The 14,632-nt window shown below is 70.5% G+C and carries 11 protein-coding genes; 4 read left to right on the plus strand and 7 right to left on the minus strand.

Annotated elements, in window-relative coordinates; translation table 11 throughout:
• Window positions 1–132: 132 nt before the first annotated feature.
• The 3 genes from ABZ027_RS22060 to ABZ027_RS22070 all read right to left on the minus strand — a co-directional run bounded on the left by ABZ027_RS22060 (window position 133) and on the right by ABZ027_RS22070 (window position 3,035).
• A complete protein-coding gene (locus tag ABZ027_RS22060) occupies window positions 133–1,533 on the minus strand; it encodes a glycoside hydrolase family 16 protein (protein WP_356770842.1) in 1,401 nt (466 codons plus the stop codon).
• 241 nt (window positions 1,534–1,774) lie between these two features.
• Window positions 1,775–2,605 (minus strand): IclR family transcriptional regulator, encoded by an 831-nt coding sequence (locus ABZ027_RS22065; RefSeq protein WP_356770844.1) that lies wholly within the window; start codon window positions 2,603–2,605, stop codon window positions 1,775–1,777.
• Window positions 2,606–2,609: 4 nt separating this feature from the next.
• Window positions 2,610–3,035 carry a MarR family transcriptional regulator gene (locus tag ABZ027_RS22070; protein ID WP_356771050.1) on the minus strand — a complete coding sequence of 142 codons (426 nt, stop codon included), beginning with the start codon at window positions 3,033–3,035 and terminating at the stop codon, window positions 2,610–2,612.
• A 307-nt stretch (window positions 3,036–3,342) separates the two neighbouring features.
• On the opposite strand from ABZ027_RS22070, the gene ABZ027_RS22075 reads away from it, so the two are divergent.
• From ABZ027_RS22075 to ABZ027_RS22090, 4 genes are read left to right on the plus strand one after another with little or no spacing between them, the layout of a single operon-like run.
• Window positions 3,343–4,260: an SDR family oxidoreductase gene (locus tag ABZ027_RS22075; RefSeq protein ID WP_356770846.1), complete on the plus strand. Its 918-nt coding sequence runs from the start codon at window positions 3,343–3,345 to the stop codon at window positions 4,258–4,260.
• A 2-nt stretch (window positions 4,261–4,262) separates the two neighbouring features.
• Window positions 4,263–5,147: an amidohydrolase family protein gene (locus tag ABZ027_RS22080; RefSeq protein WP_356770848.1), complete on the plus strand. Its 885-nt coding sequence runs from the start codon at window positions 4,263–4,265 to the stop codon at window positions 5,145–5,147.
• An 11-nt stretch (window positions 5,148–5,158) separates the two neighbouring features.
• The gene (locus tag ABZ027_RS22085) at window positions 5,159–6,670 is read left to right on the plus strand and encodes a long-chain fatty acid--CoA ligase (protein ID WP_356770850.1); all 1,512 of its coding nucleotides are present in this window, start codon (window positions 5,159–5,161) and stop codon (window positions 6,668–6,670) included.
• A 15-nt stretch (window positions 6,671–6,685) separates the two neighbouring features.
• The gene (locus tag ABZ027_RS22090; protein ID WP_356770852.1) at window positions 6,686–7,141 is read left to right on the plus strand and encodes a MaoC family dehydratase; all 456 of its coding nucleotides are present in this window, start codon (window positions 6,686–6,688) and stop codon (window positions 7,139–7,141) included.
• A gap of 111 nt (window positions 7,142–7,252) precedes the next feature.
• Here ABZ027_RS22090 and ABZ027_RS22095 read toward each other — a convergent pair whose 3' ends face one another.
• Genes ABZ027_RS22095 through ABZ027_RS22110 form a run of 4 tightly spaced genes read right to left on the minus strand, consistent with a single transcriptional unit; the run spans window position 7,253 to window position 14,627 of the window.
• The gene (locus tag ABZ027_RS22095) at window positions 7,253–8,929 is read right to left on the minus strand and encodes a PHP domain-containing protein (protein ID WP_356770854.1); all 1,677 of its coding nucleotides are present in this window, start codon (window positions 8,927–8,929) and stop codon (window positions 7,253–7,255) included.
• 26 nt (window positions 8,930–8,955) lie between these two features.
• Window positions 8,956–10,788, minus strand: a complete 1,833-nt coding sequence (locus ABZ027_RS22100) for a LamG-like jellyroll fold domain-containing protein (protein WP_356770856.1) — start codon at window positions 10,786–10,788, stop codon at window positions 8,956–8,958.
• 48 nt (window positions 10,789–10,836) lie between these two features.
• Entirely contained in the window at window positions 10,837–13,767 is a 2,931-nt protein-coding gene (locus ABZ027_RS22105; RefSeq protein ID WP_356770858.1) for a glycoside hydrolase family 2 TIM barrel-domain containing protein, read from the minus strand.
• Entirely contained in the window at window positions 13,764–14,627 is an 864-nt protein-coding gene (locus ABZ027_RS22110; protein ID WP_356770860.1) for a carbohydrate ABC transporter permease, read from the minus strand. The genes ABZ027_RS22105 and ABZ027_RS22110 overlap by 4 nt, the downstream gene beginning before the upstream one ends.
• Window positions 14,628–14,632: the final 5 nt, after the last annotated feature.

Here is a 14,632-nt window from a genome sequence, read left to right on the forward strand (position 1 = left end):
CGCCCGGTTTTCGCCGGTCATGGGGTCTTGGTCGGGCGGAAATTCGTTAATGATCAAGCGGAACAGCTTGGAATCGGACCCTCGGGTCTATTAACCACGCGCGCGTGGAGCCCCCAGTGCCGAAGTCGCTTGTCAGTGGCCGAAGTTGAACCAGTTGACGTTCACGAAGTCGGACGGCTGGCCGCTCGTGAAGGTGAGATACACGTCGTGCGTCCCCGTCACCGAACTGATGTTGGCCGGGACCGTTCGCCAGGACTGCCAGCCGCCGGTGCCGGCGACTGCGAAGCTGCCGACGGGCGTGGCGGTACGGCTGTCCAGGCGGACCTCGACAAGTCCGCTGACGCCGCCCGACGCGCCGCTCGCGACCCGGGCGACGAACTGCCTGGCCGCCGTGGAGCCGAAGGTGACGCCCTTGTACAGGGCCCAGTCGCCGTTCGCGAGGGAGCCGATGTTCTGTCCGCCGCCGGTGTCCGACGTGGTCTCGGTGGCCGTACCGGACTGGGCGTCGTACGACTCGGCCTGGATGGTGCCGTAGGCGTCCCGGTTGCCGGGGGGCGGGGGAGTGGTGCCGCCTCCGCCCGACGACAGCACCTGCACGTAGTCGACGACCATCGGCACGCCGGAGCGGGTGTCGCCGTCCAGGCCGCCGCCGAAGGCGTCCGGGAAGGCGCCGCCCATCGCCACGTTCAGGATCAGGAAGAAGCCGTGGTCGGTGGCGTTGGTCCAGGTCGTCGCGTCCACCTGGTTCGCGGTGACGGTGTGGAAGTTGACGCCGTCGACGTAGAACCGGATCGCTTCCGGGCTCGCCGAACGGTCCCACTCCATCGTGTAGGTGTGGAAGCCGGACTGGCAGGTCGTGTTCGGGCAGGCGGTGGAGTTGCCGAGGCCCGTGGTCTCGTTGCAGGGGCCGCCCGGGTTGCTGCCGCAGTGCATGGTGGCCCACACCGTGTTGCGGCCCTGGACGTTCTCCATGATGTCCAGCTCGCCCACGCCCGGCCAGTTCTGGTAGTTGCCCCGGTAGGGCGCGCCCAGCATCCAGAACGCGGGCCAGTACCCCTCGGCGGCGGTGCCGGTGACGTTCGGCATCTGGAGGCGGGCCTCGACGCGCAGCTTGCCGCCCGCCGGGGGCTGGAAGTCGGTGCGGTTGGTCTCGATGCGGCCCGAGGTCCACCTGCCGGAAGCGTCACGCAGGGGGGTGATGCGCAGGTTGCCGTTGCCGTCGAGCGAGACGTTGCCGGTGCTGTTGGTCATCGTCTCGACCTCGCCGGTGCCCCAGTTGGCGGGGCCGCCCGGATACGAAGTCCCGGTCGCGTACTGCCAGTTGGAGGTGTTCACGCCGGTGCCGGCGCTCCCGGTGAAGTCGTCGAGGAAGACCTGCGTCCAGCCCGACGGGGGCGTGGGTGCGGAGGCGTTCGCGGAGGGGGAGGCGACCGTGGCGGCCGCCGCCGCGAGGCCGAGCGTGCTGACGACGGCGACGAGTGCCCGTCGCAGCGGGCGTCGCCGTCTGTGGGGTGTGCCGGAGGTGTCAGTCATGGGGGGCCTCTCGGGTACGAGGGGGAATGCGCGGGTGCCTCGAAGAGCACCGCCCTGACGTCTGAGAGCGCTCTCAGGGTGCGCGGTCAATGTGCTCCCCGGCACTGGGGTCGTCAAGAGGTGAAACCGAGAAAGTCTTTTTGGCGCAGGTGAGTTGACACGGTGAACGGCCACGGGGACCGACGGTGGGCGGGACCGCGGCGGGGACCACGTGGTCAGGTCAGCAGGCGCGCGCCCGTCCTCATCGCTGCGAGGCTGCCCCTCCGGCGGACCTCGCCCCGCCCCGCGGCCGTCCCGCGTCCGGCTGCCACCCCAGGGCCCGGGAGATCCCACGCGCCGCGAGCCGCACCGCCGGGACGAGCACCGGCACCTGGGCGCCGTCCTGCGGCACCACCACCGACACCGCCGCGACGAGGGTCCCGCCCGGTCCGCGCACGGGCGCCGCCACCGACAACGCGTCCTCGGTCACCTGACGGTCGCTCACCGCCACGCCCGAGCGCCGCACCTCGGCCAGCGTCCGGCGCAGTCGTCCGGCGTCGGTGAGGGTGTACGGGGTGAGGGAGGCGAGCGGCCTGGCGCAGTACTCCTTCTGCAGTTCCGCGTCGCCGTACGCGAGCAGCACGAGTCCCACCCCGGTGACGTGCAGCGGCCAGCGGCCGCCGACGCGGATGTGCACGCCGACCGACGAACGGCCCGAGATCCACTCGGTGTAGACGACCTCCGAGCCGTCGCGCACCGCCAACTGCACGTTCTCGTGCGTGGCCTCGTACAGGTCCTCCAGGTGCGGCAGCGCGGCCTGGCGCAGCGCGAGTCCCCGGGGCGCCAGGGCGGCGACCTCCCACAGTCGCAGTCCGACGTGGTAGACGCCCGAGTCGTCCCGCTCCAGGGCACCCCACTCGGTGAGTGCGCCGACGAGCCGGTGGGTGGTGGTGAGGGACAGCCCGGCCCGGCGGCTGATGTCCGTCAGGCACAACGCCGGGTGGTCGTGGTCGAACGCGGCGAGGACCGACAGCAGCCGGTCGGGCGCGGAACGCGCCGCCTGCGACAGGGCGGCGTCGGCGGTCGTCGGCATGGCCTCACCCCAGCCCGGTCTCGGCGACTCTCTGCAGCAGCGAGTGGAGCACATCGCGCTCGGCGGGGTCGAGGGGCTGGAGCAGCTCGTTGGTGACCCGCAGTCCGGCCTCGTCGGTGTCGCGCAGGAAGGCGCGGCCGTCCGCGGTGAGCACGACGATGCGGCTGCGCCGGTCGTCGGGCGAGGGCCGGCGCTCCGCGAAGCCCAGCTTCTCCAGGTCGTCCACCAGTCCGACGATCGCGCTCGGGTCGTAGCCGAGGGAGGTGCTCAGTTCACGTTGCAGGGCCCCCTCCGACGTGGTGAGGAAGCGCAGCAGCGCGTAGTGGCGCAGGCGCAGGCCGGATTCCTGGAGGGAGGCGTTGAACAGCTGCCCCGAGCGCAGTCCGAGCCGGTAGAGCAGGTAGCCGGTGTCCGCGTGCAGGCCTCGCATCCACGGCTCGTAGGCGTCGATCGGAGCGGGGCCCGCGGCAGGGGGCGTCGGGTGCGGCTGGCGGGCGATGGTGGTCTCCCTGGTCGGGGCCCCGTCGGGGCGGTCGTGCGGGGCGCGTCGTGCGGGCGCGTCGTGCCTGGTGCTCCCAGTCTGACGCACCTGCCCGGTCGACAACAACTATTGACGTCAACAATTATTGCTCTTAGCTTCGATCTCGGCGGCCGTATCGAGCCGCTCCAAGCAGCTCCGAGCCGTTCCAACCGCACCAAGCCGCATCACTCGCGTCAGTTTGTGAAGGGACCCGCCCGTGCCCAGCATCGATCTCACCGGCAAGGCCGCCGTCGTCACCGGCAGCGGCCGGGGCCTCGGCCTCGCCTACGCGCACGCCCTGGCCGCCCACGGCGCCTTTGTGGTCGTCAACGACATCGACGAGGACGTGGCCGAGCAGGCCGTGAAGTCCATCACCGCGGCCGGTGGCACCGCCGTCGCCGAGGTGGTCCCGGTCGGCACAACCGAGGCCGCCGACCGGCTGGTGGGCCGCGCCGTGGCGGAGTTCGGGCGCCTCGACGTCCTGGTCACCAACGCCGGCATCCTGCGGGACAAGGTGCTGTGGAAGATGACCGACGACGACTTCGACGCGGTGATCACCACCCACCTCAAGGGCACCTTCACCTGCGCCCGTGCCGCCGCCGTCCGTATGCGCGAGCAGGGCGAGGGCGGCAGCCTGATCCTGGTCGGCTCCCCGGCCGGGCAGCGCGGCAACTTCGGGCAGACGAACTACGCCGCGGCCAAGGCGGGCATCGCCGCGATGGCCCGTACCTGGTCCATGGAGCTGGGCCGCGCGGGCATCACCGTCAACGCGATCGTGCCGGTCGCCGCGACCGCGATGACCGAGACCATCCCCGCCTTCGCCCCGTACGTCGAGGCCATGAGGAACGGCGAGCCGCTGCCGGGCTTCCTCCGCAAGGGCGAGGGCTTCGGCACCCCCGAGGACTGCGCCGCGCTCGTCCCGTTCCTCGCCTCCGAGGCCGCCCGGGGCATCACGGGCCAGGCCATCGGCATCGGCGGTGACAAAGTGGCACTCTGGTCGCATCCGCAGGAGATCAGCGCGGCCTACGCCGACGGCGGCTGGACCCCCGAGACCCTGGCCGACGCCTTCCCCACGTCGGTCGGCGCCGAACTCCAGAGCGTCGGCATCCCCGCCCCGAAGTTCCCGGAGGCCTGACCATGGCGACCCTCAACGTCGAGGATCTCGTCGCGATCGACGTCCACACCCACGCGGAGGTGTCCTCGAAGGGACACTCCTCGCTCGACGACGACCTGCACGACGCCTCCTCCGCCTACTTCAAGGTCGAGGGCAAGCGCAAGCCGACCCTGGAGGAGACCGCCGCCTACTACCGCGAGCGGCGGATGGCCGCCGTGATCTTCACGGTGGACGCGGAGTCGGCGACCGGCACGCCGCCCGTCCCGAACGAGGAGGTCGCCGAGGCGGCCGCCGCCAACGCGGACGTCCTCATCCCGTTCGCCTCCATCGACCCCTTCCGGGGGAAGGCGGGGGTCAGGCAGGCCCGCCGCCTGGTCGAGGAGTACGGGGTGAAGGGCTTCAAGTTCCACCCCAGCATCCAGGGCTTCTTCCCCAACGACCGGTCCGTGGCGTACGCCCTCTACGAGGTGATCGAGGAGACCGGCACCATCGCGCTGTTCCACACCGGCCAGACCGGCATCGGCGCCGGTGTGCCCGGCGGGGGCGGGATCCGGCTGAAGTACTCCAACCCCCTGCACGTGGACGACGTGGCCGCCGACTTCCCGCATCTGAAGATCATCCTGGCGCACCCGTCCTTCCCCTGGCAGGACGAGGCCCTCGCGGTCGCCACCCACAAGCCGGGCGTGCACATCGACCTGTCCGGCTGGTCGCCGAAGTACTTCCCGCCGCAGTTGGTGCAGTACGCCAACACCCTGCTCAAGGACAAGGTCCTCTTCGGCTCCGACTTCCCCGTCCTCACCCCCGACCGCTGGCTCGCCGACTTCGAGAAGCTGTCGATCAAGGACGAGGTGAAGCCGAAGATCCTCAAGGAGAACGCCGCCCGCCTGCTCGGGCTGACGAAACCGTAAGGGGCGTCACGATGCGTAACGAGGGACTGGGCTCGTGGCCCGCACGCCGGGCCCGCAAGACCCCGCACCGCACCGCCCTGGTCCACGGTGAGCAGGTGACGGACTACCGCACGCTGCACACCCGCACCACCCGCCTCGCGCACGCCCTGCGCGCCCGGGGCGTCCGGCGCGGCGACCGCATCGCCTATCTCGGCCCCAACCACCCCTCCTACCTGGAGACACTGTTCGCGGCGGGCACCCTCGGCGCGGTCTTCGTCCCCCTCAACACCCGCTTGGCCGGCCCGGAGATCGCCTACCAGCTCGCCGACTCCGGCGCCAGGGCCCTCGTCTACGGCCCCGCGTTCCAGGGGCTGGTCGCCGGGCTGCCGGGCAACAGCGACGTCCGGACCTATGTCGAGGTCGGCGCCGAGTACGAGCAGATGCTCGCCGAGGCACCGGCCGAGCCGATCGACGAGCCGGTCACCCCCGACGACACGTGCATCATCATGTACACCTCGGGCACCACCGGACGCCCCAAGGGCGCGATGCTCACCCACGGCAACCTGACCTGGAACGCGGTCAACGTCCTCGTCGACACCGACCTGATCGCCGACGAACGCGCCCTGGTCTCCGCCCCGTTGTTCCACACGGCCGGCCTCAACATGCTCACCCTGCCGGTCCTGCTCAAGGGCGGCACCTGTGTCCTGGTCGAGGCCTTCGACCCGGAGGCCACCTTCGACCTGATCGAACGGCACCGGATCACCTTCATGTTCGGGGTGCCGACGATGTTCGACCAGGTGGCCCGGCATCCGCGCTGGCCGGACGCCGACCTGTCCTCCCTGCGGATCCTCACCTGTGGGGGTTCCCCGGTGCCGAGCCCGCTGATCGCCGCCTACCAGGCGCGTGGCCTGACCTTCCTGCAGGGCTACGGCATGACGGAGGCCGCACCCGGCACGCTGTTCCTGGACGCCGAGCACGCCCTGAGCAAGGCGGGTTCGGCCGGGGTGCCGCACTTCTTCAGCGACGTCCGGGTCGTCCGGCCGGACCTCGCTCCGGCCGACGTCGGCGAGACCGGCGAGGTCGTGGTGCGCGGACCGCACGTCATGCCCGGCTACTGGGGGCTGCCCGAGGAGAGTGCCGCCGCCTTCGCCGACGGCTGGTTCCGCAGCGGGGACGCGGCCCGGACCGACGAGGACGGCTATGTCTTCATCGTCGACCGCATCAAGGACATGATCATCTCCGGCGGCGAGAACATCTACCCCGCCGAGATCGAGGACCTGCTCCTCGCCCACCCGGACATCGTCGAGTGCGCGGTCATCGGCGTACCCGACGACAAGTGGGGCGAGGTGCCGCGCGCGGTGGTCGTGCCGCGCGAGGGCGCCGCGCTGGATCCCGACGAGGTGCTGGCCTCGCTGGCCGGGCGGCTCGCCAAGTACAAGATCCCCAAGTCCGTGGTGGTGGCGGACGAACTGCCGCGCACCGCCTCCGGGAAGCTCCTGAAGTCCCGGGTGCGCAACCGTTACGGAAATCACCAACTCCCTTAAAGGAATCGGCTACTTATGAGCATCACCGTGAACGGCCTCGACGAACTGAAGAAGCTGGCCGGAAGTGACCTCGGGGCCAGCGAGTGGATCGAGGTCACGCAGGAGCGGATCAACACGTTCGCCGACGCCACGGGGGACCACCAATGGATCCATGTGGACCCCGAGCGCGCGAAGGAGGGCCCGTTCGGCGCGCCCATCGCCCATGGATACCTGACGCTTTCCTTGTTCATCCCGTTGTTCACCGAGCTGCTGGATGTCGAGGGTGTCTCGACGAAGGTCAACTACGGGCTGAACAAGGTGCGCTTCCCGTCCCCGGTGAAGGTCGGGTCGAAGATTCGGCTGGTGGGGAAGCTGGCCTCGGTCGAGGACGTGCCGGGCGGGGTGCAGATCACCGTCGACGGGGCCATCGAGATCGAGGGTGGTGCCAAGCCCGCGGCGGTGTTGCAGAGCCTGTCGCGCTTCTACGCGTGAGCGGTTTCGCCGGCGCCGTGGCTTCATGTCGCCGTAGGGGCTGAGCTTTGTGGGGAACCGCGCGGCCGTTGTGGCTGGTCGCGCAGTTCCCCGCGCCCCTTGCGGGACGCCTCAGTTGCCGACCACGTCCACGAAGATCGGGTTGGAGTAGAACCAGGTGTCGGCCCACGGGTCACCGTCTCCGGGGACGTGCGGGATCGGGCCGTGCGGGTCGATGGCGGCACCCAGGTAGCCGGTACCGTTGCGTTTGCCGTCGCTGCCGCGCAGGCGGACGTAGAAGGACTCGTCCCCGGCGGTGACCGGGATGCGCAGGGTGTACGTCCCGGTCCGGCCGGAGACGTCCTTCGTCTGGACGACCTTGGTGTCGGGAGCCTGCCAGGTGTCCCGGTCGGTCACCGGGCCGCGCACCGCGCCCCGGATCAGGTCCACGTGGGCCAACTGGGGCAGGATTCCCTGGGTGTTGGGGCGGGAGGCCGTGGTGACGGTGACGTTCAGGGTGAGCTTCTCGCCCTTGCGGACCCGCACTCGGCCGCCCAGTGTCACACCGGGACCGAAGTCGCGGTCCCGCTGCAGTCGCACGTCGAGACCGTCGAGCAGATGCCCGTGGTCGAGCCAGACCCGGCCCGCGCGCAGGCCCGCCATCACCGCGCGGTAGCCGTAGCGGGTCACGCCCACATGGGTGCGGCTGAACTGGCCGGGCCAGAAGTCACCGCCGGGCTGCGGGGAGTCCGTGTTCACGGGGTCGGGGATCTTGCCGGTGTTGTCGAAGTTCTGCCCCGGCAGCCAGTCGCCGTTCTTCCACGTGTCGAAGACGACCCGGTGGACGTCGGAGTTGGTGGTGATGGTGAACAGCTTGCCCTCGGCGAGCATCGCGTCCCACATGCCGCCGACCGTCGACGTCATCCAGTCGAAACCGCCGTACAGCACGTACGTGTCCTCGGGGTAGCCGGCCCAGGAGTTCACGGACGGCTTGTTGGTGTACTCGCCGCGCTGTGAGGTGGGGCCCTCCCAGCCGGGGATGCCGCCGCCCTGTGCGCCGGGCGCGCCCTCCATGCCGATCATGATCTCGGGAGCCGCGTCCCGCCAGTTGCGCATCTCGTGCGGGGAGTCGATGCCCAGCCGCATCGGATGGTTGGCGAAGACGAGGACGTCGTCGATGTAGCCCGTGCGGCGCTGTTCGGCGAGCCACTGGATGGCCTTGACCGCGTGCGCCTCGTTACGGGCCGTGTTCGGGTTGTCCGGGGCGCCGTCCGTGTAGTTGAGCAGCTTGCCGTCATAGGCCAGCTCGAACTGGGTGAGGACGTCGACCTCGTGGGGACCGGGCGCGGCGAAGATCGTGCAGTGCTCGGCGGCCGGGATGTACCACTCCAGGCCCTGGAAGATCAGCTGGCGGGGGTTCTCGGCGCGCGCCTTGAGGATTTCCTGGTGCTCCATGGCGGCGCCGTACCAGGCGTGCCCGAAGTTGGAGTGCTCGTTGAAGACCATCCAGTCGAGGCCGTACTTGGCGGCCGCGGTGGCCAGCTGGGAGAAGGTGTACTTCGCGTCGTGGCTGTAGACGCTGTGCACGTGGTGGTCGCCGACCAGGTAGGCGAGGCGGGGGTCGCCGCCGCCGAGCGGTCTGTCGTCCGCCGCTGCCGCCACCGCGGGCGTGGCCGCCGAGCCGAGCGCGAACGCCGCCCCGAACAGGCCGGCGCTGCGCAGCAGCCCGCGCCGGGAGACACCCTGCGGGTCGAGTTCGGAGGGGGAGACGGACGGGTCGGCCCAGGCGGGCAGCTGTTGCTCTGTCATGGTTCTCGCGCCTTTGCTTCGGGACGTCAGTGGTTCATGAACGAGGTGACGGGCAGCGCCCGTTCGACGATCCGGACGTCGCCGAGCCGTCCGTGCAGGATTTGGTCGATCTTCCCGGCGTACTCGTAGCCCCCGAGCAGCCACGGCAGCCCGACGGAGGTGAGCCCGACGGCGGTGGCGTGCGGATTGCGGGCGACGGGGCAGCCCTGGACGTACATGATGGTGTGGGAGCCGTCGTTGACGACGGCGACGTGCCACCACACCTCCCGGGCCGTCTCGTCGCCCCAGTTCGTGGCGATGCCCTCCTGGTTGAGCGGCCGGACCGCCCACTGCGGGCCGGGCCCGTCGGACAGCGACAGCGTGGCGAGCGGCTCGTCGGGATCGTCCGCGGTCTTGCCCGCGGCACCGCCCGTGCCGGTCCGGCTGACCAGACCCGACCATGCGTTGTGGTCGGGGTCCCAGTCGGCCGGGAGGCGGTAGAACGCCTCGATGGTGTAACCGGCCTTGAAGGTCGCGGAGTTGAGGGGCGCCCCGTCGACCGTGCGCAGGTAGGCGCCCTCCAGCGGGGACTTGTACCCCTGGAACTCGAGGCTGCCGTGGCCGGGCTGGTCGGGGTGGTGGTCCGCCGACCAGCCCAGCGAGCCACCGCCCACCGACACCAGGGTCAGGTCGTTGCCGCGGCCGGACAGGTCACGGACGGTGCCGGACACGGGCGACTCGAAGCGCCAGTAGGCGACCGTGCCAGGGACGAGCATTTTCGACACGGGGCGGGCCGGGCGCGCGGGCACCGGGTCGAAGCCGGAGAAGCGGTCGGCGAAGTCGATGTCGACGGAGAACCGGTCGGCGTCGCCGCTCAGCTCGATCTCCTGCCGCTCCAGTTCGTTGAGCCCCTTCGCGGCACGGCCGAGGATCCACGGGGAGACCGTCTCGACGTCGATGACGTCACGGTCCAGGTCGAAGTGGTAGAGGCGGATCATCGCCGCGCCGCCGAAATACCTGTTCTGATAGTTCGTCAGATGCAGGTGGACGTCGTTGCCCGCCGCGTTCTTGCGGGTGGCCCGGCCGGCCGGCCAGTAGTGCCCGTTGAGGGTGAGGAAGATCTGGTCGTGGTCCGCGATCAGCTGGTCCCACAACTGCTGTCCGTAGTCCGACAGGGTGTCGTCCTCGACGACCAGCTCGTGCGTGGTGAGGACGACCGGGGTCTTCGGGTGCCGGGCGATGACGTCCTTGGCCCAGGAGAAACCTTTCGCCGACAGCCTCCAGTCCAGGGCGAGCACCAGCCACTCGCGGCCGCCCGCCTTGAACAGGTGGAAGGTGTTGTAGCCGTCGGGCGAGGCGCCGCCGAAGGTCGGCTTGTCCTTGAACCGCTGCGGCCCGAAGGCGTCCAGGTACGGCGTCGGCCCCCGCTGGTCGTCCGTCGAGGACTTCACGTCGTGGTTGCCGGCCAGGACGCTGTAGCCGACGCCACGCCGGTCCAGCAGCCCGAACGCCTCGCTGATCGCGGTGACTTCGACCTGGGCGCCGTTCTCGGTGAGGTCACCGAGGTGGGACAGGAAGACGATGTTGTCTTCCGTGCCGTGCTCCAGGAGGTAGCGCAGGGACGCCTCGATGGGCGCCTTGTCGATGCTCGGCCCGTCGAAGAGGTACTGCGTGTCGGGCATGACGGCGAGGGTGAAGCGGCGGCTGTCGGGATCGGGCCGCCAGCCCGCCTCCGCGGCCGTGGCCGCCTCGGCGGCCGTCGGCAGCGCGAGACCCGCCGTGGCCGCCGCGCCCAGCAGCGCGGTCGCCCGCAGGAAACCGCGTCTGCCGGCACCGGCCTGCGCGGCCTCGCCCTGGTCGTGCTCATGGGAAACGCACACGTGTGCTCCGTAACACTGCGTAAAGGTGACAGAGGAGGTGTGGGGGGTTCAGTGGGCGCGCAGGGTCCAGCTCCAGCGATGGGTGCCCGGTGCGAGGAGGTAGGAGGGTGAGGTGTCCGGACCGCACGAGGCGGTGCCCAGGCCGCGGTGGGCGGCGTCGAGGTGGACGACGCACCCGGCCCGTGGGGCGAGTTCGTCGTGATGGGTCACGGAGGTCAGGTCCTCCGCGCGGTAGCGGGTCACGGAGACCTGCCGCGGTGTGTCCAGTGCGACTGTCAGCCCGGTGACGTCCGGTGCCGACAGGGTGAAGCGCCGTACGCCGTGCCGCCCACCGCTCTCCTGCGGGCGCAGGTAGGGGGTGAACAACTCGTCCACGGGGACTGAGTGGTGGCCGACCGGTGCTCCGAAGGCGCGGTCCGGATACGACTCCCAGGGGCCCTGCCCGTACCACTCCATCAGGTCCAGGCCCGCCACCGTCTCGAACACGGAGCCGACCCGGGCCACATCGGTGAGGGCCTGCGGCAGTTCGGCCGACTCCTCGACCTGGATGCCGCCGTCGACCGGGGTGAACACCTGCGTGTGCCGGATGACACCGGCGGCCGCGGCGTACTCCGCGGACACCGTGACGCGGCCGTCCGCCCGGCGCACGTCGACGAGCTTGCGCACCAGCGTGTCGAGGCCCCAGGCCCGCCAGTTCGCCGCCATCCCGCCGAGTTCGTCGTTGTCCGTGGGGGCCCGCCACAGCGACAGCGTGGGCGCCGAGGCGAGCAGGGGATGGACCAGCAGGCCGTCGCCGTCGACCTCCACCTCGACCGAACGGTTCCGTACGGGCGGGGGAGTGGTCTGGGGGGCAGCCGCCCGCAGCCGTACCTGCGGCAGGCACACCACCGTCCCGCGCGGGGCCCATGGCTCGTCCCCGGCGGTGGTCACGCGCAGGGTCAGCCACGCCTCCCCGCCGTCCTCGGGCAGCTCGAAGGGCAGCGGCACCGCCGCCGTCTCGCCCGGCCGCAGATCGGGCAGCTCGGCCGGCGCGGTCAGGGTGCCGCCGTCCGCCAGGGACAGCCGCCACTCGCCGGACAGCCAGTCCAGGCCGCGGAAGTGCTGGTGGTTGCCGATGACGACGCCCTCGTGCCGGAGGCACTCCAGCCGCAGGGGCGCCGCGATCTCCCGGTGCTCGTACATCACGGGCTTGGGAGTGCGGTCCGGGAAGACCACCCCGTCGGCGATGAACGGGCCGTCGTGGATCGTCTCGCCGAAGTCACCGCCGTACGCCCAACGATGTCCGGGCGCGGCGACACCGTTGTCATAAAGGCCGGCGCCCCCACGCCCGACCGGTCTGCCGTCGTTCACACGCTGGAGGATTCCGTGGTCCCAGAACTCCCAGATGAATCCGCCCTGAAGGCCCGGGGTGGACTCGATGGCCGCCCAGTGGTCGGCCAGCGTGCCGTTGCTGTTGCCCATCGCGTGCGAGTACTCGCACTGGATCAGCGGCTTGGTCTGCTCCCCGGACAGCGCGTGCGCCACGCAGTCCTCCAGCGGCGCGTACATGGGGCAGGCGATGTCGGAGGCGAGGCCCGGGTCGGCCCAGCCCAGCTTGGCGGCGCCCTCGTACTGGATCGGCCGGGTCGGATCGTGCCGGCGCACCCAGCCCGCCGCCGCGTCGTGGTTCGCGCCGTAGTCGGACTCGTTGCCCAGCGACCAGATGATCACCGAGGGGTGGTTCTTGTCGCGCAGCACCATCCGGGAGACCCGGTCGACGAAGGCGTTCAGATAGCGCGGGTCGTCGGCGATCTCGTGGGCGTGGTCGTGGGACTCGATGTCGGCCTCGTCCACCACGTAGAAACCGAGCTCGTCAGCCAGGTCGTACAGCGCCGGGTCGTTCGGGTAGTGCGAGGTGCGGACCGCGTTGAAACCGAAGCGCTTCAGCAGCACCAGGTCCGCGCGCATCTCGTCGTGCGTCACCGTCCGCCCGGTCAGCGGATGGAAGTCGTGCCGGTTGACGCCCCGGATGTACACCCGCTCGCCGTTGACCAGCAGGTCCCGGCCGACGATCTCGACGTCCCGGAACCCGATCCGGTGGTGCGAGGTGTCGGCGACGGTGCCGTCGGCGCGGTGCAGCCGGACGGCCAGGTCGTACAGCTCGGGCTCCTCGGCGTTCCAGAGGCGTACGTCCGCCGCCGTGGTCAGCAGCCGCGCCTCGCCGAGGAAGTCGGAGACCCGGTCGTCCTCGGTGTTGACCCGGTCGAACTCCGCGTCCTGGGAGAGCGGGCGACCGTCCAGCTCGCCGCTGACGTACCACCCCTCGGGCAGCGCCCCGCCCGTGTCCCGCACCTGGCAGTCCACCCGCAGGTCGCCGTTCCGTCCCGCGCGTACCGTGACGTCCGCGAGCCGCAGCGGGTCGGTCGCGTACAGCAGTACCGACCGTGTGACCCCGCCGTGCCACCACTGGTCCTGGTCCTCGATGTGCGAGGCGTCCGACCACTTCACGACCGTCAGCCGTACGGTGGCCCGCTCGCCGGGGCGCACCGCCTCGGTCAGGTCGAACTCGGCGGCCAGGTGTGAGTCCTTGGAGATGCCCACCGCGCGCCCGTCGACATGCACAAGCAGCACGCTCTCGGCGGCCCCGACCTGGAGCACGATCCGCCGCCCGGCCCACTCGGCGGGCACGTCCACCTCACGCTCGTACACGCCGGTCGGGTTGGCCGCGGGTGTGGCGGGCGGGAACTGGGGGAACGGCATACGGACGTTGGTGTACTGCGGGAGGTCGTCCGTGCCCTGCGTCGTCCAGGCGCCGGGGACGTACGCGGACGACCAGTCGCCGGCCGGCGGCGCGTCCGGCGCCGGCAGCAGCTGGAAGCGCCACTCGCCGTCCAGGTCCAGCGCGCCGGCGCGGCGGTCGACGGCGTTCATCGGCAGCCGTCGCCAGGAGGTCACCTCGGGTGTCTCCCAGGGGCGCAGCGCGAGCAGCGGGTCCGTCACTTGATCGCTCCCTTGCCGAGGTCGCCGATGATCTGCTTGGCGCCGATCGCGAACACGATCAGCAGCGGGATCAGGGCGAGCAGCGCGCCGGTCATCACCATGCCGTAGTCGGTGGTGCCGTGGACGCCGTTGAGCTGCGACAACGCGACCTGGAGGGTGACGTTGTCCGGGTTGGTCAGGGAGATCAGCGGCCAGGCGTAGTCGTTCCACTGGCCCATGAAGGTGAAGATGCCGAGGAAGGCCAGGCCCGGGCGGACCACGGGGAGCGCCACATGCCAGTACTGGCGCAGGAAGTTCGCGCCGTCGATCTTCGAGGCGTCCAGCAGTTCGTCGTGGATCGCGCTCTTCATGTACTGGCGCATCCAGAAGATGCCGAACGCGTTGGCCGCCGCCGGCACGATCAGCGCCGTCATCGAGCCGATCCACCCGATCTTCGCCATGATCACGAACTGCGGGATGATCGCCATCTGCGTCGGCACCATGAAGATCGCCATCAGCAGGACGAACAGCGCCCTGCGGCCCGGGAACTCGAACTTGGCGAAGACGAACGCGGCCAGCGAGTCGAAGAACAGGACCAGGAAGGTCACCGAGCTCGCCACCAGCAGCGAGTTGAACATCGAGCCGAAGAAGTCGATGTTGTCGAAGAGGCTGCGCACGTTCTGCAGGAAGTGCGAGCCGGGCAGCAGCTTCGGCGGATAGGAGAAGATCTCGGTCGACGTGTGCGTCGACATGATGAGGGCCCAGTAGAACGGGAAGGCCGACAGCAGCAGACCGATGACGAGGACCGCGTGCAGCGCGATGCCCCGGCGCCGGGAACCCCGGATGCCCTTGGAGTCTTTGGTGTCCTGGACGGATGCCATGGTGT

This window comes from Streptomyces sp. NPDC006332 (assembly GCF_040612855.1).
Classification (GTDB): domain Bacteria; phylum Actinomycetota; class Actinomycetes; order Streptomycetales; family Streptomycetaceae; genus Streptomyces.